We start from the raw sequence: 18,787 nt of genomic DNA, 5'->3' as shown, positions 1-18,787 counted from the left end.
GTTTGTGTACACAATTAACTACAAAATTGGTATGATATAATTATGGAGCAACTTTCGAGGAGGATTATATGTCCGTTATATTTGATGAAAAAAACATAGCAACAGCAATTTATACTGTTAATCGTCATGCGAAAACAGCAATAGACAATAAACCGCTATACGAATTAAAAAAGTTAACGATTGAAAAGTTAATAGCTGAAAATAAAGCAAAAAAAGTTGGTCTTCATTTCGTACGAAACCCTAAAAATAGTCAACAACAATCCTCTGTCTTAATCCAGTATGCCGACTACTATTTTCATATGATTCCGGTAAAAGAAGATTTTAAGAACCTCCCCCACCTTGGGCATTTAGACGACTCATATCGAAACCCAATTAGAAAGATGAATTTAAAAATGGCTAAACAGTTACTTACCGATTATATTGGTCCTCAACTTATTGTAAAAAAGCCTTCAAAGCAACCTGTTGTTTGTACTAAGTCTTACATGAAAGAAAACTATAAACGTACCATGAAATCCTATTTAGACAGGTAAGAAATTATATACAAAAAAACTAGCAGGAAGAAACTAATCCCCTTGCTAGTTTTTTTGAGTTATTCAATATAAACCTAGACGAACCTACAAAATAAATTTGTCGATTTTCAAGACCAACTCAGCTATTTCTGGTTTACTAATTTGGTCCTCTGCTCCGACTTGGTCTCCTTTATGACGAAGATCATCCGTAATCAAACTGGAGAAAATAAGTACAGGCAACTTGGATAAAATAGTATGCTCTTTTATCTTTTTAGTCAATGTATGACCATCCATCTGAGGCATTTCGATATCTGTTACAACGATTTGTACATGCTCAGCAATATCATTCGTCACTTTAGTTATTTGGTCTAAATAGTTAATAGCATCTAATCCGTTCTCAAAAAATTCTAGGTTTGCGTAACCTGCTTCCGTCAAAGTGTCATGTAATAGTTTACGAAGTAAGGGGGAGTCCTCTGCTATTACAATTTTTTTATCTGATCGCTCACGTTTACCAAGTTTTTTCACAGACTCCACACTAATACCTGATTCTGGATTAATATCGACAATAATTTTCTCGAAATCTATTAATAGAATCATTTCTTCTTGTCTTTTAATAACTCCAATAACATGGGAAGAGCTACCTTGATAAATATCTGATGGTTTTTCAATTTGATCCCAAGAGATACGATGAATTTGCGTGACATTATCTACATGGAAAACGACACGTTGTTTATTGAACTCTGCTACTATAAATTTTTCTTGATCACTCTTGTTTTGAACAGGAATTCCTAAGACTCGGTTCATGCTTACTACAGGCAATACCTCTCCGCGAAGTTGAACAATCCCTTCCACATGGGGGTGCGCGTGTGGAATAAATGTAATGCCAATAGGCTGAATTATTTCTTTAACTTTAATCACATTTATACCAAATTTATTTTGTCCAACCTGAAATTCCACGATTTCTAATTCATTTGTGCCACTTTCAAGTAATATTCCTTTTTGGTCGCTCACGATAATTCGCCTACCTTCATAATATGTACAGTTATTATAACATGTAGTAGTAAATAATTACTATATTATTTGTACATATTTATTAGGGCTTGTGTACCATTTTCGGAATACCCGTCTTCCATTAGTTCCTCATATAAGGATTTGGCAAGTGCTATACCTGGTAATTGAAGACCCATTTTATCCGCCTCTTCTAAAGCAATCTTCATGTCTTTCACAAAGTGCTTAATATAAAAGCCAGGCTCATTATTTCCTGCTATCATTCTTGGGGCCAAATTACTAAGTGACCATGATCCTGCTGCTCCTGTTGAAATGGAACGTAAAACTTGGTCTAAGTCTAAGCCAGCCTTTCTTCCATAAGCTAATGCCTCACAAACACCAATCATACCTGTAGCGATAGTTATTTGGTTACACATTTTAGTATGCTGACCAGCACCAGCTGCCCCTTGGTATAAAATCGTTTCTCCAAATAGACTTAGAAAAGGAAGTGCTTGTTCAAATGTCGATTTTTCCCCACCACACATAATAGAAAGCTTTCCAAGCTGTGCACCAATATCTCCTCCAGAAACAGGGGCATCTAACGATAGCATCCCTTTCTCTTTTGCTTTTTCTTCAATTTTCTTAGCTAAAGTTGGTGTCGAAGTTGTCATATCTATCACAATTAGATTGACATTGTCTATTTGAAAAATACCATTATCGCCAAAATACACTTCCTCCACATCGTGTGGATAGCCAACCATAGTGAATAATATCTCTACTTTCTTTGCAACCTCGCTAGGGGAAGAAACCAATACTGCTCCTTCTTTGACTAAGTCAGCTGCCTTCTCTTTTGTTCTTGTATAAATCGTTACTTCATGATGAGCATTCAATAGATGCTTTACTAAACTTTTCCCCATTACGCCTGTACCAATAAAACCAACATTAAATTTTTTTGACATAGTTAATCCCCCATTTATATTTTTTAATACATTAAGTGTACCAAAAAAAGAGGACCATCCATATAACTTTTGGATGATCCTTAAAAAGGGGGAAATGAGAATGTTGCTGTGTTCTTTATTATTATGCCCCGCTCCATATTTTTTAAACATCTTTTTCTAAAAAAAATTCATTTTTTATTGTTTTCAGGTTTGTTTGAAAAAGTTGGGCCTTCTCTGAAGAAATCGTTTGGCCCCCGTATCTTACTTCTTCGTATACTTGAAAGAACTCGTCCTGCACGACCCATTCCATTCGTCGGAACCAATCACGAACTGTCTCACTTTTAGCCCGGTTATAAGTATAGAACGAAGCCTCTACTTCAAATTGTTGATACTTCTCTCTTAATAGAGACGTATCCACTTTATACAGGGATTGCTGACCAATGTGTTCATGTTCTTCTTTTTGATCTTCTAATTCTTTATTCAAATAATGAATTACACTAGGCTCTGCAATTAGCTCATCTGGTTTGTTTTTCATTAAAAATCGAAGAAAAAGTATAATCGCCAGAATAGCTAAAACAATGAAGATTAATTCAAATGGAAAAGCTCCTCCCAAAGTTTCGGATACAACTTCTTGTGGTTCAAGTTCCGTTTGCTCTTCTGATGGGATGCGTTCCATTTCTTCCGGAATTTTTATTTCTAACTTATTTAATAACTTGTCTAGATATTCCAATAGAGGGACAAATGGAATGATAGCTATAGTCATCACCTTACCTAGCAGAAAACCGAACCCAGTTCTTATCAATGGTATTGTAAAATAAACCAACATTGATAAACCAACTACAAATACTAATCCGATAGAAAATCCACCTGCTACGTGAGACAAGGAAGCTGAATTTTGTTTATTTGTGCTTATCCACACAGCATATAGTCTCGTTGCACCTTGGATCACAATACCTAAAATGACGATGCTATATAAAGGAAAAATATAGTCCTCAATCCCAATGATTAAGCAAATAAAATGAACTACTAAAAATACTAGGAAGAAACTCAAATGATAATTACTTTCTACTGACTGTTCGTCTTGAATTTTATTAAATCGTATTTGTAGGCGCCATATAGATATTCCCGTCCCAATTATGTATAACCAGAGTGGGCTATTAAATAGAAATAGTATTAGTAAAACACCCATAGGAACTATATACGGAATTATTGGCCTTGGACCAGTTTTACTCATAATTATTTGCACGCAGCTAACAATGAAAACCTGAAGTATGATCCATAAAAAAGGTAACACAATATTCGTTTCCTGATGAAAAATAACGGACACTAAGGCAATTATCCATATATCTTGTATGTATTTGCCCAGGGACTCCGCTTGAACCATTTTCGAACTAAGCACTTCATTCATTAGATATGCCCCCTACCTTTGTAGACGCCATTAATATTACATTCGTGCTCTGCTCCCATCGATGGAGCCACAATGTAAAATTATCTACATGAGGCGTCATTACATACGTCACCACTGGTAACTCCTCATGTATATCTATGTATGCTAGTAATCTATCAAAAGGAATAATACTATTAGCTATCGATAGGATGGAAAGCAATTCCATTGCTTGGATACGATGCGAATCCCCACTACCAAGTGGTAGATGTACAAAAGGAACTTTTCCTGTTGCTCGGATATTTATAGCAAATGAGAAAGGGATATCTTCTCTGTAGCAAGCATCTATGTAGGAAGCTAGCCATTCTATTTTTTCTTCAAAATCAGAAAGAACGCTGTATCTTTCTCCAACATTAACAACAAATAGAGCAGACACATTGGCCACACGTGTAAAAACTTTTGTTTGTAATTGTCCCGTCTTTGCACTAGCCTTCCAATGAATATGATGAAATTGATCGCCAGGCTCGTATTCCCGTGTACCTACAGGGAAGAAAGGATCATCAAACAAAGAAGCATTCAAAGGTAAGTCACCTTGCTTCAATTTAGATGGTGGAAAATTAGTGTTCACTTCATTTATAGTAGGAAAAACAATAGCATCTATTAATATAAACGGCTTGTACTCTAGTAATATAGATCCTTCTGTTAATGGATGAGGTATCAGTACTTCGAGCTGTCTAATTCTAGCAAGGCCTCTGGATATCCCTTTAATAGGTACCTTTAAGGAAACGGTTTTTTTATATCCTATTGAAAAAGGAATTCTAACCTCGTGAAACTCTCCTATAGTTGTATTGGCTATACCATCTGGAGCTATATTCGTTTGAAAACTAATTTTTAGAACTGCATTCCAAATTGGGAGTCCTTTGTTGTGAAAAGTCAATGTAAAATCAGAGGAAGTGTTTTTCATTAAGCGTATTCTTTTTATTTCATTTACAAATTCGAACCTTTTTCCAACTCGGTGATAATAAATTATTTGTAACAGCGCTACTATCAGTAAAAATGAAATAATTGTTACTAAAATATACTGCTTAAATAGAAAGCAGAGAATAAGAGAAAATACTAGAACATCTATATACATTCTAGTATTCTTCATACCTGCACCATGACGATTCCAATTCATCGCACATTAGCCTCCACTGGTGCTTCCACCTCTTCAACTATTGTTGTTAAAATCTCTGCTAAATTATGAATTAGCATTCCTTGAGGTGATAACTTCATGCGGTGAAGACATACTGGTTCGATAACACTCTTCACATCATCCGGTGTTACAAATGTTCTGTTGTTCACAAATGCATATGCCTTCGCTGCTTGAAGAATAGCCAGAGAAGCACGGCTACTAAGTCCAAGTTCTATGTACGGATGATTCCTTGTACTATGCACAATTTGAATAATATAGGTCATGATATCCTCATGCACGGTTATTTCTTTCACTTGTTCAGACCACATCTCGATCTGATCCAAAGATACGATTTTCTCTATATTTACTTTTCCTGGAGTGCGACCAAATTGTTTTAGAATAGTTTTTTCTTCATCCTTTGAAGGATAATCTATCGCCAATTTAAACAAAAAACGATCTAACTGCGCTGCTGGCAATGGAAAAGTTCCTTGTTGTGATTCGACAGGATTTTGTGTGGCAATTACCATAAATGGTTTTAACAGAGGAATTGTTTCCCCATCTATTGAGACCTGCTTTTCTTCCATTGCTTCTAACAAACTAGACTGGGTTCGAGGAGTAGCACGATTAATCTCATCAGCTAGTAATATATTACTCATTATTGGTCCTACCCGAAGAACAAATTCTTGTTTTTGAGGATGAAAATAACTAATACCTGTAACATCTGAAGGTAATACATCTGGAGTAAACTGTAGACGCTTAAATTCACCATGAATAGCTTCTGCAAAAGCTTTAGCCATCATTGTTTTACCGGAGCCAGGAACACTTTCCAATAGTACATGACCCTGCACTAACAACCCCATTAACATAAATTTAATTTCTGTTTCTCTCCCAATGATAGCTTTGTTCAGTTCTTGTTGTAATAATGATATATTACTCAATCTACTCTCTCCCCCTATTATCCTTCTATTTTTGTTTCTATATCACTCATATCAGTATATTGGAAATCATTTAATAATTGATCTAATTCTTCACTTAACTTAATCGTTTCATTGTTTAAGATTCCTTTTTCTATCGCGCACTTTATCATTTTTTCTCTTGTAACTTCTAATTGATTTGACCTTGTTTCTGACATACTGAATCGCCCCTTTTAAAAATGTATATTCTTTAAAGTATACCTATTTTTGAAAAGCGCTAAACCAACAAACGGACGACAATTAATGACATCCTTAACTTCTAGCTACATCTAAATAAGTGTATACTACCTGCCCACCTTGTTTTGCATTACCAGAAAAGTGTTTAAAATCCTCGCGCAAAACTAATTCTTTTCTAAAAGCTAGAAATTCATTTTTTTCGATGATTATTTCTTTAAGATCTCTATTTTTAAGCATATTAAGTTTTTCTTCATATGATTCATGCATATATCTCATTCCTTTCACAAATATTTTAAGATTTTCAGTGAAAATACTTTACGTACTCCTTATTTTAAGGCAAACTGTATTATATTACGTTCTTAAGGGGATGGGGCACTCTATGAAAATAGCTGAAGTTGGGAATATTATTGAATTCAAAGATGGTCTTCAAGGCATTGTAGAAAAAGTCAATGAAAATTCTGTAATCGTTAACTTAACTTATATGGAGAACTTTAACGAGCTTGAGGCAGAAGAAAAGACAGTAATAAATCATAAGCGTTATAAAATATTATATAGTAATGAAGATTAAACGTCATGCCGTTCCTCTCAAAAGATGAACGGTTTTTTAAATATAAGAAGGATGTGTATTATGTTTCGTCAATTATCCATTTATCAGTTAGTATTTTCACTATTTCTTGCTTACTTTTTGTCCTGGATTACTTTTTCGAACGAAGAAGTTTTTTGGTACTTTTATACGTTTTCTGTGTTTTTCCTAATGGCAGCTTTTTTCTACTTCTCCAAAATGGAAGAAGACAACAATTCAGTTCGCTTAATTTTTCTTGGAGTTATGTTCGGGATATTTGCTTATGCAGGCATTCTAGTATCATACTTATTAATCGACATGGGACCAGCTAGTTGGACAAATAGTATAGATAAATTTCTAAATCATTTTGGACCATCCGCTATCTGGCATTATCTCCTGTTAGTATTCATCATCGCTCCTGGGGAAGAGGTATTTTGGAGAGGACTAATCCAACAAAAATTAAAAAAATTTATGAAGCCTAAATATGCTGTTGCGTTAAGTTCGTTACTATTTGGATTGTCGTTCATTTTCACTGGTTTTTGGATAGGTATATTAGGAGGATTTTTCGTAGGGATCATCTTTGGTATACTATATGAGTGGAAACGTAGTATTACTGCAATTGTTCTCGCCCATATCACATTGCTTGTTCTATTGTTTTTAATATTACCCATCACTTGAAACATATGAAAAACCTTTTCGTCAATATGTGCGAGTACTTTGTTAGCCAACAATCGCTGAGATTCTGTAGCAACTTGAGATGCTGAATTTGGACAAGTATTGAATGAAAAGCAAAGACTTTATTTTATAAAAGGGAGCTGAATAAGGATGAAAAAAATTTATACGCTACTTTCTATGCTATTACTAACAGTAATTCTCACAGCTTGTGGGACAAGTACATCAACCGAGAAACAGGATAGTAATACACAAGAAACTGAAAATACGGAAGTAACAACTTCCCCAGAAGTAACGGAAAATAGTGAGGTTGATACAACACAAGCTGCTTCACCTGAGAAAGAATTAGAAGGGACCTCAACGGAAAGTGATAGTAATAACTATTCCATCACTGTGTTGGAGGGCTATGAGTTAACTGCTGAAGAACCAAATAAAGACCTATTATTTAACCAAGAAAACGATTTACAATCTATGCGTATTGAAACTTTCTCGGCAGAGGAAATTACTCTTGAAGAAATTCAAGAGAATATAATGGCTTCATTGCAAGCATCCAATGAATCTTCTACTGTTACAGAAATTACGGACGACAATATGATTCCTACACATGATTCTATCAAAAATGTTTCCGCTCATCAGATCGATACAACTGATGGCAAAGTTTCTGGATATGTATTTGAACGTGATGGATTGCTCGTTAAGTTAACTGTTTTTGACACAGCTGCTACACCTGCACTTGAGAAATTTGTACAAATGGCTGAAACAATTAAATCTAAATAATTACAGTACTCGCTATATTATTAACCGACTAATTATTGAAGGAGTGGTCATGACTAACGTCATGACCACTCCTTCTTTTTTTAATATCTTTTTAAAACAGGCTAGTATTTTTCTTGAAAACTAGAGCGTGATCCATTCGAAGATTCAAATTTCACTCACTATCTCTTTCGGTAAAAAACAAAAACCCCGCTCACATTGCAAGGTTCAAAGGATAAAATATTAATATGATAAGTTTTTAATTGATAAACCTAACTTTTTTGTAAGTTCAATGACTTCCTGCTTTTCATCTTCGGATAATGCACCCATAAGACTTACTAATTGTTCCTCATGGCGCGGAAATAGTTCATCCATAAACAACGTACCTTCTTCGGATATTTCTGCATATGTTACACGTCTATCCGTAGGACTCGATACTCTTTTAACATACCCTCGTCCTTCTAATTTATCAACTACATACGTAATAGAACCACTTGCCAACAAAATTTTGTTACCAATTTGCTGAAGGGGTTGTTTACCTTTATGATATAAAAGCTCTAGTACAGCAAATTCGGTTGGATTTAAACCATTTTCTTGAAAAAACTGATTCGTACATTCATGGATTACTTTATGGGCACGAGATAATACTATGAATAGTTTTAATGCACTGTTTGACTGTTCAGCTGTCATATTTCGTCATCCTCACCTATATAAAATACATTACCCACTATTATATAGGTCTAAGCTTTGAAATGTCAAAAAGCTTTATAAACTATTATTTAATGGAAGGACAAATTCAAAAGTAGTACCTTGTTCTACTACACTACTAACTTCTATATTTCCACCATGCTCTTCAATTACTTTGTAAACATGTGAGAGCCCTAGACCTGTCCCGGTTGATTTAGTAGTGAAAAAAGGCTGAAAAATTTTATTGATATGTTCATCATCAATGCCTTGTCCTTCATCACAGACAGAAATACTAACAAACTTCCCTATCTTATAAGAAATATTAATATTAATATTAATATTTCCCCCATCAGGCATTGCTTCCATTCCATTTTTAATAGCGTTTACAAATACCTGCTTAAGTAGCTGACTATCGCCAATTACCTGACACTCTCCGTTTGTTTGGCTAGTAACATGAAGGTTGATTGATTTTAGTAATGCTTGGGGACCCATAAAGCTCACTACTTCTAGTATTATCTCTTCAATATTTATGACAGTAAACTTAGATTTACTTGGTTTGGAGAGTTCTAAAAATTGAGTAAGTATTTCTTCCATTTTATTGATTTCTTCATTAATTACAGTTAAGTAACGCTTCGCATCATCCGTTGCATTTTGAGTTAATAATTGAGTAAAACCTTTCAAAGATGTCATAGGATTTCGAATTTCATGTGCTATTCCTGCTGCTAATTGGCCTAATGTTCGCAGTGATTCCGATTGATCCAATCTTTTCTTCATATATATTTTTTCCGATTCATCACTAATTTCTAATAAATATAAATCACTATCACTTTGTTTAGAAATTACTACATGTACATATTTATATTCACCAACGATCGGTTGGTATTCCATATGATTTTCCAAATATCCTTCTTTTTTAAGTTTTTTTACTAGGAACTTTTTCTCCTCATCACTTACACTAAACATCTCACATAAATCATTAGCATGATTACCAACATAGTCATCTTTGTTGATGTCTAGAATTTTTTCGGCATATGAATTCATATCTAATAATATCCCTTTGTCATTAATAAATATAAGTCCACTCGAGAAAAGCTCGAATATATTCCCTAAATTTTCTTTATATTCATATTTTGTTAACAAGAAAACACCCGCCTTTTCGGATTATTTCCACCACAAGATTGAAAAACAGAGATTTTATTTATACGTGATTATTTATTCTGATTATTCCACAATGACGGACAGATTGACATAATTCTTTTGACCTATATTGTCGACAGTAGTAATGACTGATACAATAGAAATACTAATAAAGGAGTTTATGAACAATGAATATTATATTAACTACATTGAATGCTAAGTTTATACATACAAACTTGGCACTACGCTGTTTAAAAGCATATGCTGAACCCGAGTATCACCCCTTAATAGTTGAATATACCATTAAAGATCCAACGTTTAATATTGTGGCAGACCTTTATCAAAAGAAGCCTAATGTAGTTGGTTTTAGCTGTTATATTTGGAACATTGAAGAAACAATAAAAGTTATTAAAATGCTAAAAACTGTGGACCCATCTGTTGTTGTCGTTTTAGGTGGTCCTGAAGTTTCTTATGATACTAATGTCTGGCTTCGACAAATTAGAGAAATAGATTACGTAGTTGTCGGTGAAGGAGAACAGTCCTTTAAAGATTTACTAAATTATTTATCCGATAAACAAACTATAAAAGATGTTCCTGGTTTAGCTTATGTTCGAGATGACAAATTTATACTTAATCCGCTACCTCCAAAACTCGATTTAAGATTATCTCCCTCCCCCTATCGTTTTGTAGAAGATCTACCTGATTTGTCGAAACGTATTGTCTATGTAGAAACAAGTAGAGGATGCCCCTTCTCTTGTCAATTTTGCTTATCTTCTATAGAGGTTGGGGTTCGATATTTTAACCGTGACAAAGTCAAAGAGGATATTCGTTATTTGATGGAAAATGGTGCAAGAATCATTAAATTTGTGGATCGAACATTTAATATTAGTCGAAGTTATGCAATGGAAATGTTCCAATTTTTAATTGACGAACATCAACCGGGAGTTGTTTTTCAATTCGAAATAACTGCAGATATAATGCGTCCTGAAGTAATTCAATTTTTAAACGACAATGCTCCAGCAGGATTATTCCGTTTTGAAATAGGTGTTCAATCTACAAATGATTTAACAAATGAACTTGTACAACGTCGCCAGAACTTTGAAAAGCTAAAACGTACTGTAACTATGGTTAAAAGTGGTGGAAAGATTGCCCAACATTTAGATTTGATCGCAGGTCTTCCAGAAGAAGATTATTCTTCATTTAGAAATACTTTTAATGAAGTCTTCGAAATGCGTCCGGAGGAACTTCAGTTAGGTTTTCTAAAGTTACTTCGTGGAACTGGACTAAGAGTTGAAGCCCAGAAATATGGCTACGTTTATGTAGATCAAGCTCCATATGAAATATTTTCAAATAATGTGTTAACCTTCGATGATATTTTGCGTATTAAACAAGTAGAAGATGTTCTGGAGAAGTATTGGAATGCTCACCGGATGGACCGCACATTAGAGTATTTATTCGAACATGTATTTGAATCTCCTTTCGATTTCTTCCAAGAGTTCGGTACATTCTGGGAAGAGCGTAACTGGTCTAGAATCGGTCATCAATTGGAGGATTTATATACTAGACTTTATACGTTCTTGGAAGGACTAGATCATATATCATTGCCTACTATTCGAAGTGTCATGAAATTAGATTATTTATCTAACCAAAAGTTTCAACCTCGTAAGCCTTGGTGGAATAATGACCTTAGTAAGGAAGAACAATCCAAGATGTATAAATTATTACTAGATAATCCAGAGCTTGCTGGGGAGTCCTTTACAACGCTTCAGCTGAATGAAAGAGAATTATACAAACAAACGTTCATCACACCAGTTTCTATTGATGTAGATGCATTTATGCAAGGATCTATAGAAGAAAAAGAAGGATATCTACTGACTACCTTTGGTAAATCAGAGTTTCCTCACTTATCATTTGTGCACAAATAATATAGAGCCTTTCTTATTTTTCTAAAATAAAACGAGCTATCCGTAAAGGAATAGCTCGTTTTTTCATTCACCCAATAATTACACGTTCTTTCGGATAATGATACTTTGTTTTGTTATGCTTACCTCCTAATGTGAATAAGAAGGAGATTAATCCAACTCTACCTATGAACATCAGAATCATAATAATAACCTTTCCAATATTCGACAAATCCCCTGTAATACCTAGACTCATACCACAAGTTCCAAAAGCAGAAGTAATTTCAAATATTAAGGAGGAAATTGGAACTCCAGGCTCCGTTACAGTCAGAAGTATGGTAGCAGTGAATACCATTACTAAAGCTAGAATAATAACAGCATACGAGCGATACACATCTATTAAGTGAATCTCCCGACCAAAAATTTGGATATTCTCTTTGCCCCTTGAAAAATGGATTAAAAATAGAAGCGCAATAGCGAAAGTTGTAGTACGAATTCCGCCTCCAACAGAACTAGGTGAAGCACCAATGAACATTAAAACACTCATCAAAAAATTGGTGCCTTCGCTAAATATAGTAACGTCTATCGTCGTTAGTCCTGCTGACCGCGTGGAAATTGAATGAAAAAATGCAGTAAAAAACTTCTCGTGCCACGGCATACTTTTAAATGAATTAAAAAATTCTAATATAAAAATCATAACAGTTCCAAATAGCAACAATGCTCCATATGTAATAGTCGTTAACTTCGTAAACAAAGAAAAGCGGAAATTCTTATTTTTGTTCGATAAAAACTCTTTTACCTCAATTAAAACTGGAAAACCTATCGCTCCAAAAACGATTAATATTCCTGTAATCGTTTGAACAAAATAATCATGATGATATGCATATAATGATTGCCCAGTAATATCAAACCCAGCATTAGTTGTTGCGGATACAGATGTGAATATTCCATGAATTGCTGCCTGTTTTATCGTATCAAAATACTGTGTAAAATAGACAGTTAATAGCGCTGCGCCAATAGTTTGGACAAGCAATAGAATTTTAACAATCTCTTTTATTAGATGAACAACGCCTGATAAGTTAGATTGATTGTGATCTACCATTATTAACTGCCGTTCACGTAAACCAATCTTCTTCCCAGCTATTAACCAGACAAAAGTCCCTAGTGACATAATTCCAATTCCACCAAGTTGTAAAATAAGAATAATCATGAAATAACCAAAGACACTATATGTATCCAAAATACTGACTGCAGTCAAACCAGTAACAGAGACTGCGCTCACTGCCGTGAACAAACTATCAATGAATGCGACTTCTACACCAGGTTTATGCACTCCTGGAAGAGAAAGAAGAACTACTGAAATAGCTATAGCAATAAAATAATACGTAACAATTACTTGAGCAGGTGTAAATTTTAATCTCTTTTTAAGTTGTGGCTGCTTCATTATTTTATTTCCTTTCAACATTTCGAGTAATCATTATCTCATTGTAAAAAAAAAAAGCGTAAAAAGATAGCTAAAACTATCTTTTTACACTTTTACTCTAATTATTTTGCTTCTTTTTTCTGTTTTGCAACACCTAAAAGGTATCCACCAATAGCAATCGCAAGTAATACGATCCAGAAAGTTAACTTCCATGGAGTAGAATGTGGGAAATGCTCATCTAACACGCCAACGTTTGGATGTGATAAAGTCATAACAGTAAGTTTAACCCCAACCCATCCTACGATTAAGAATGCAGCTGTTTCTAATGTAGGCATCTTCTCTAGTAATTGTACGAATTTATGTGCAGCAAATCGCATAATTATTAGACCAATGATTCCGCCTAGGAACATAACTGCGAATTGCCCTCCATTAATACCACCAATTTCATAAGTTCCCCAATATGGTAATGTTACTGCTATTGCAACTGCAGCTAGCATAGAGTCAATAGCAAATGCTATATCTGCAAGCTCTACTTTTAATACAGTCATCCAGAAACCGGATCCTTTTTTAGGCTCCATTCCTTCCACATCTATATGTGGTCCAGGGCTTTTACGTTGATCATAAATATGTTTTATAGATATGAATAACAAGTATGCCGCTCCTAATGCTTGAACCTGCCAAATATTCACCAAGAAAGTAATCATGAATAACGCTAAAAATCTAAATACAAAAGCACCTAGTAAACCGTAAAACAATGCTTTTTTCTGTTGCGCCTTCGGTAAATGTTTTACCATTACAGCCATTACGACTGCATTATCGGCTGCTAATAATCCTTCTAAACCAACTAGAACTAATAACACCCAACCGTATTCCAATAATATTGCCGTGTCCATAAAAAAATCCTCCTTTTTTGCATATAAAAAGACCCATGCCTTAAAAAGGCAAAGGTCTTGCTAAGCAAAAATATTATAATTGCTATCATAACCGGTGGCATAACCACGTAATGACGACTATGAAATAGGTTTCCCTATAGCTACTCCCCTTTGACGTTAGTCAAAAGTTTATTTAATTATGTTCTAATTATACCATTATTCTTCCTCTTGTAAACTAATAACTACTATATGCTACATTAACGATTCGTATGATTATCACTTTTAATCTGCTAAAACGTCTTAAATAAATGAGGGCTCAAGTTCACTTTATCGGAATATGAAAAGAAGTGTCATTCTTATGCTTATTATAGAATGCTATCATTGTCGGTACCGTTTGAATGAAGTCTGGACATGTAATATCTACTTTGGTAAGAATACTTTCAGCATTTGTCGTATCAAATGTGGCATTCCATGTTAGATAATCTAATGTTTCTTTTTCAACTTGTAAGAATTTCCTAACTGGAGACAAAGCAACTGCGGTTTTCGCAATTGGTAGCGGGAGCCTTCCTTTAGGATACTTTCCTGTAAGTTCTTTTACGAATGCTCTATATACCTCTTCCACTGGATAAGGATTGGGATCAGTTAAATGAAGCGTTTTACCAATGGCTTCTTCGCTATGTGAACAATAGATGGCTGCTTTCGTTATGTAATCACTTGGAACTACGTTTATACATGCAGTGGATTTACCTAAATATGGGAGAAAAGGAAGCTTTCTTAGGTTAGAAATCATATTTACAAAGAAGTATGGACCATCAAATTTAATCGTTTCTCCAGTTTCTGAGTGGCCTCTTACAATTCCCGGTCGAATAATTGTAACGGGTATTGTTTCCTTTAACTTTTCAACAAGTAATTCAGCCTCATATTTTGTTTCTTCGTAATGGTTTTTAAATCCTGCTGGACGAATTAATTCTGTTTCTAATAATTTCCCTTCTCTCAAACCTGCAACATAAGCCGTACTAAAATATGTATATCGCTTTAGTTTAGAGAACTGTGGAACTACTCTATTAAACATTTCTGTACCGTGAACATTTACTTTCCATGCAATTTCCTTAGGGACAGCTAAATCATATATAGCGGCAAGATGCCAAATATATTCGACTTCGTCTCGTAACTTTTCAAGTGTATTCTTAATAATCCCCACATCCGGTAGAGTTATGTCTCCTTCTATTATTTCAATAGTTTGAGAATGGTGTTGATCTTGATAAATTTCAGCAATCATTTTCTCCGCTAAACCACTTTGTGAAGGGAGTACAAGTACATATATTTTGGAATAAGCATCCTGCTTTCTTAACTCTTTAATAATATTCTTTGCCAAAAAGCCTGGAAATCCTGTTATTAATGCTGACGACAATAAAAACACCCCTTTTTTACAGTATACAAAAAAAGAGTCTCCAACTGAAGACTCTTTTCCCTATTTTACAGAATATTTGGATGTTTCCTTCTGGTTTCTTTATCAAATAGACTATAGATGACCGGAACTACGTATAGTGTGAGGAAAGTGGAGCTTATTAATCCCCCTATTACTGTGATTGCCATTGGCTGATTAATCTCGGTACCTTCCCCAATTCCTAAAGCTAATGGTACTAAGCCTAATATTGTCGTCAATGCTGTCATCAGTATTGGACGTACACGATCACGTACAGATGTAATAATTGCATCATATGAAGACATACCATCCCTTTTACGTTGGTTAATATAATCGACCAACACAATACCATTGTTTACAACAATTCCCACTAGTATTAAAATTCCTATTATAGCAGAAATACTTATTGGTAAATTAGTCGTAAATAGTCCAATGAAAATACCTATCACCACGAGTGGAACAGTGAACATAATTACAAAAGGATATTTGAATGATTCAAACTGTGCTGCCATCACTATAAACACCAATACTACAGCAAGTATTACAGCTAATATCATATCATTCTTGGAGTTATCTAATAATTCTCGATCGCCTCCAAAAGATACGGCAATATCCTCTGTAAATTTCTGTTCCTGAATAATCTCATCGATTAAATCTGACATTTCACCTAGCGAATACGCCGACTCATATTTTACTGAAAATGAGATTGCACTAGCTTGATCGACACTTCGAATGGCTACAGGTCCTTCTGCTATATCAATTGTCGCAATTTCTTCCAGAGCAATGTACTGACCAGAAGGAGTACGTAATTGCAATTGCTTCAACTGCTCTAGATTACTTCTATACTTTTCATCAAACTTTACATACACACCTAAAACTTGATCATTTTCATCAATAATTTGAGAAGTTAATACCCCTCTCGTCATATTATTTACTGTCTGAGCTATTTGCGCAGGAGCAATTCCATAATCTATAGCATTCTCTCGAATGACATTTATCTGAACTTCTTCTACTTTAGTAGTTAAATCATTTGTAACTTGGACAACTCCATCTAAGCTGGTTAAATCTTGCTGTAATTGATTCACTGCTGTGTCTAATTTTTTCTTATCGTTAGACAACACAGTAAATGACACAACATTCGGAGAAGAACCAGAAGCAGTTTGGACATTGAAATTTATCTCTGCATCAGCTCCGACAGCTTTTACCACCTTAGGTTGCACTTCATCTACAAAAGTGAAAACAGAACGATTTCTATCCTCTAATGCTTTTAATTTCACAGAAATTTCTGCTGTATTAGAATTTGCACTTCCTCTAGACTGTCCTTCTTGACTGCCTCCAACAAAGCTGACATAAACCTCGATATCCTCTTCTTTTTTTAGAATTTTTTCTACTTTCTTGACTACTTTATCAGTAGCTGCAAAAGAAGAGCCCTTTTCTAGATCTACCGCAATAGTAACAAATCCTTCATCTGTAGCGGGTAAAAATTCTGTCCCAACGCGGAATAAGCCGATAGTCGAAACTACTAAAAGAATCACGGTAATTATTAATATCATGGCACGATGACCTAAAGTCCACTTAATCGATCGTTCGAAATTACTATACGTTTTCGACCTTCTTCTTCTAGCCTCTATATTTCCTTTTGGCTTTTTCAATAATTTACTTGCCATCATCGGAATAACAGTAATGGCTACTACTAATGATGCAAACAAGCTGAAAGATATCGTAAGCGCAAATTCTGTGAATATCTGTCCAATTAGACCAGATAAAAAGAGAACTGGAACAAACACAGCTACCGTAGTCAAAGTCGAAGCAGTTATAGCACCTGCTACCTCCTTCGTTCCAATACTGGCAGCTTCTTTTGGTGTTTTTCCTAACCCTAAATGTCGTTCAATATTCTCAATAACAACAATGGAGTTATCCACAAGCATCCCTATACCAAGAGCTAATGCTCCTAATGTCATAATATTTAGAGAAAAACCAGCAAAATACATAAGAACAAACGTGACAATAACGGAATACGGAATAGCAACCCCAACTATAATAGGACTTCTTATGCCCTTTAAGAATATAAATAATATAACCATTGCCAGTAATCCACCCGTTATAAGAGTAGTTCCAATATTATTAATGGCAATTTTCACATAGTCACCTTGGTCAAAAAGTATATTGGCATTTACATTTTGAAACGCCTTTTTCTCCAATTGCTTATCTAATGCTTCTTGAAAAGATGTGGAGACATTAGCTGTATTAGCACTAGATTCTTGGAAAACTGATAGTAAAACAGCCGGTGCATCGTTAGCTCTAGTTTCCGAAAACTGCTCTGCCTTTGTTAAATCTACCGTTGCTACATCAGCAATTGTAACTTCCGTTCCATCTAACGGGTTAACTGTGACAACTAAGTTTTTAATATCATCTACAGACGTTAGTGTACTAATGATACGAGTAGTAAGTGATTTATCCTCGTTTGTTTCAACGGGATTACCTGGAAGGGAAATATTATTTACTTGAATGACTTGTACAATATCTGACTGTGTAAGTCCTTTAGCTTTTAATTTCTCTTGATCCAGTAAAATCTGCACTTCTTCCACCAAAGAACCAGATATATTAACACTTGCAACTCCTTCAGTTCTTAACAGTTCTTTCTCTAATTGCTTAGCTATTAGCTGAATATCAGTTTCAGAATTCTCCGCATTCAGTGCAAGTTGGATAACCGGGAATTGGGCAGGATCAAATTTAAGGAATCGTGGTTTGTCTGCTCCATCAGGGAGAGGAATAATATCGATACGCTGCATAACATCCATTTGAATAGCATCCATATCCGTAGACCAATCAAATTCTAGCAAGATGAAATTTGCCCCTTCTTGCGAAGTACTATTTACAGACTCAATTCCTGGCAAAGTGCTAAGTGAAGCTTCCAGGGGCTTCGTAATTTTCTCATCTACCTCAACTGGGCTTGCCCCTTGATAATTTGTAACAACTACTGCGATTGGTGGATTTAAATCTGGTATTAACGTAACAGGTATTTTAAAAAATGAAACCCCGCCCAGAATTATGATTAAGAACATTATAACAATTGTAAATACGGGTCTTTTTATAGAAAAGTCACTAATTTTCATTTTCGGGGGACCACCTTCTTATTGTGCTATTTATATCATATGCTCTACAGAAGAAGAGTTCAAATTTTTATCACATGTAAATAAAAGCCCCCATG

The 18,787-nt window shown here is 34.7% G+C and carries 18 protein-coding genes; 5 read left to right on the top strand and 13 right to left on the bottom strand.

From position 1 onward, the window contains the following. Positions 1-68: 68 nt before the first annotated feature. Positions 69-530: a YkyB family protein gene (locus tag MHI47_RS05110; protein WP_093535488.1), complete on the top strand. Its 462-nt coding sequence runs from the start codon at positions 69-71 to the stop codon at positions 528-530. 84 nt (positions 531-614) lie between these two features. Here MHI47_RS05110 and MHI47_RS05105 read toward each other — a convergent pair whose 3' ends face one another. The 7 genes from MHI47_RS05105 to MHI47_RS05075 all read right to left on the bottom strand — a co-directional run bounded on the left by MHI47_RS05105 (position 615) and on the right by MHI47_RS05075 (position 6,410). Beyond that, positions 615-1,520: a chemotaxis protein gene (locus MHI47_RS05105; protein ID WP_340761818.1), complete on the bottom strand. Its 906-nt coding sequence runs from the start codon at positions 1,518-1,520 to the stop codon at positions 615-617. Between the two features lie 65 nt (positions 1,521-1,585). Continuing rightward, entirely contained in the window at positions 1,586-2,455 is an 870-nt protein-coding gene (locus MHI47_RS05100; protein ID WP_340829911.1) for an NAD(P)-dependent oxidoreductase, read from the bottom strand. Positions 2,456-2,597: 142 nt separating this feature from the next. Next, positions 2,598-3,842 carry a hypothetical protein gene (locus tag MHI47_RS05095; protein WP_340829909.1) on the bottom strand — a complete coding sequence of 415 codons (1,245 nt, stop codon included), beginning with the start codon at positions 3,840-3,842 and terminating at the stop codon, positions 2,598-2,600. Beyond that, on the bottom strand, positions 3,835-4,995 hold the full coding sequence (locus MHI47_RS05090; RefSeq protein WP_340829907.1) for a DUF58 domain-containing protein: 1,161 nt from the start codon (positions 4,993-4,995) through the stop codon (positions 3,835-3,837). The genes MHI47_RS05095 and MHI47_RS05090 overlap by 8 nt, the downstream gene beginning before the upstream one ends. Then, positions 4,992-5,930, bottom strand: coding sequence for an AAA family ATPase (locus MHI47_RS05085; protein WP_093535499.1), 939 nt, complete (start codon positions 5,928-5,930; stop codon positions 4,992-4,994). The genes MHI47_RS05090 and MHI47_RS05085 overlap by 4 nt, the downstream gene beginning before the upstream one ends. Before the next feature lie 17 nt (positions 5,931-5,947). Further along, positions 5,948-6,124, bottom strand: coding sequence for an aspartyl-phosphate phosphatase Spo0E family protein (locus MHI47_RS05080; RefSeq protein WP_340761813.1), 177 nt, complete (start codon positions 6,122-6,124; stop codon positions 5,948-5,950). Between the two features lie 94 nt (positions 6,125-6,218). After that, entirely contained in the window at positions 6,219-6,410 is a 192-nt protein-coding gene (locus MHI47_RS05075; protein ID WP_340829905.1) for a hypothetical protein, read from the bottom strand. A gap of 112 nt (positions 6,411-6,522) precedes the next feature. Between MHI47_RS05075 and MHI47_RS05070 the strand changes: the two genes are divergently transcribed. The 3 genes from MHI47_RS05070 (at position 6,523) to MHI47_RS05060 (ending at position 8,154) form a co-directional block, all read left to right on the top strand. After that, on the top strand, positions 6,523-6,711 hold the full coding sequence (locus MHI47_RS05070) for a YkvS family protein (RefSeq protein ID WP_093535505.1): 189 nt from the start codon (positions 6,523-6,525) through the stop codon (positions 6,709-6,711). A gap of 60 nt (positions 6,712-6,771) precedes the next feature. Further along, positions 6,772-7,383, top strand: coding sequence for a CPBP family intramembrane glutamic endopeptidase (locus MHI47_RS05065; RefSeq protein WP_340829904.1), 612 nt, complete (start codon positions 6,772-6,774; stop codon positions 7,381-7,383). Positions 7,384-7,530: 147 nt separating this feature from the next. Then, on the top strand, positions 7,531-8,154 hold the full coding sequence (locus MHI47_RS05060; protein WP_340829902.1) for a hypothetical protein: 624 nt from the start codon (positions 7,531-7,533) through the stop codon (positions 8,152-8,154). Between the two features lie 219 nt (positions 8,155-8,373). Here MHI47_RS05060 and MHI47_RS05055 read toward each other — a convergent pair whose 3' ends face one another. Both MHI47_RS05055 and MHI47_RS05050 read right to left on the bottom strand, forming a co-directional pair. After that, on the bottom strand, positions 8,374-8,820 hold the full coding sequence (locus MHI47_RS05055; protein ID WP_340768628.1) for a MarR family winged helix-turn-helix transcriptional regulator: 447 nt from the start codon (positions 8,818-8,820) through the stop codon (positions 8,374-8,376). Between the two features lie 75 nt (positions 8,821-8,895). After that, positions 8,896-9,957, bottom strand: coding sequence for an ATP-binding protein (locus MHI47_RS05050; protein WP_340829901.1), 1,062 nt, complete (start codon positions 9,955-9,957; stop codon positions 8,896-8,898). A 185-nt stretch (positions 9,958-10,142) separates the two neighbouring features. On the opposite strand from MHI47_RS05050, the gene MHI47_RS05045 reads away from it, so the two are divergent. Further along, complete coding sequence (locus MHI47_RS05045; RefSeq protein WP_340829900.1) at positions 10,143-11,879, top strand: B12-binding domain-containing radical SAM protein; 1,737 nt, start codon at positions 10,143-10,145, stop codon at positions 11,877-11,879. A 67-nt stretch (positions 11,880-11,946) separates the two neighbouring features. Here MHI47_RS05045 and MHI47_RS05040 read toward each other — a convergent pair whose 3' ends face one another. The 4 genes from MHI47_RS05040 to MHI47_RS05025 form a co-directional block, all read right to left on the bottom strand. Beyond that, entirely contained in the window at positions 11,947-13,299 is a 1,353-nt protein-coding gene (locus MHI47_RS05040; protein WP_340829899.1) for a TrkH family potassium uptake protein, read from the bottom strand. A gap of 101 nt (positions 13,300-13,400) precedes the next feature. After that, on the bottom strand, positions 13,401-14,171 hold the full coding sequence (locus MHI47_RS05035; protein ID WP_093535520.1) for a TerC family protein: 771 nt from the start codon (positions 14,169-14,171) through the stop codon (positions 13,401-13,403). A 301-nt stretch (positions 14,172-14,472) separates the two neighbouring features. Continuing rightward, the gene (locus tag MHI47_RS05030; protein ID WP_340829898.1) at positions 14,473-15,561 is read right to left on the bottom strand and encodes an SDR family oxidoreductase; all 1,089 of its coding nucleotides are present in this window, start codon (positions 15,559-15,561) and stop codon (positions 14,473-14,475) included. 65 nt (positions 15,562-15,626) lie between these two features. Next, on the bottom strand, positions 15,627-18,692 hold the full coding sequence (locus tag MHI47_RS05025; protein ID WP_340829896.1) for an efflux RND transporter permease subunit: 3,066 nt from the start codon (positions 18,690-18,692) through the stop codon (positions 15,627-15,629). Positions 18,693-18,787 lie beyond the last annotated feature (95 nt).

Source organism: Psychrobacillus sp. FSL H8-0487 (genome assembly GCF_038008385.1).
GTDB lineage: Bacteria > Bacillota > Bacilli > Bacillales_A > Planococcaceae > Psychrobacillus > Psychrobacillus psychrotolerans.
Note: the sequence above shows the minus strand (reverse complement) of the source record. Positions and strands in the feature narration are given on the sequence as shown.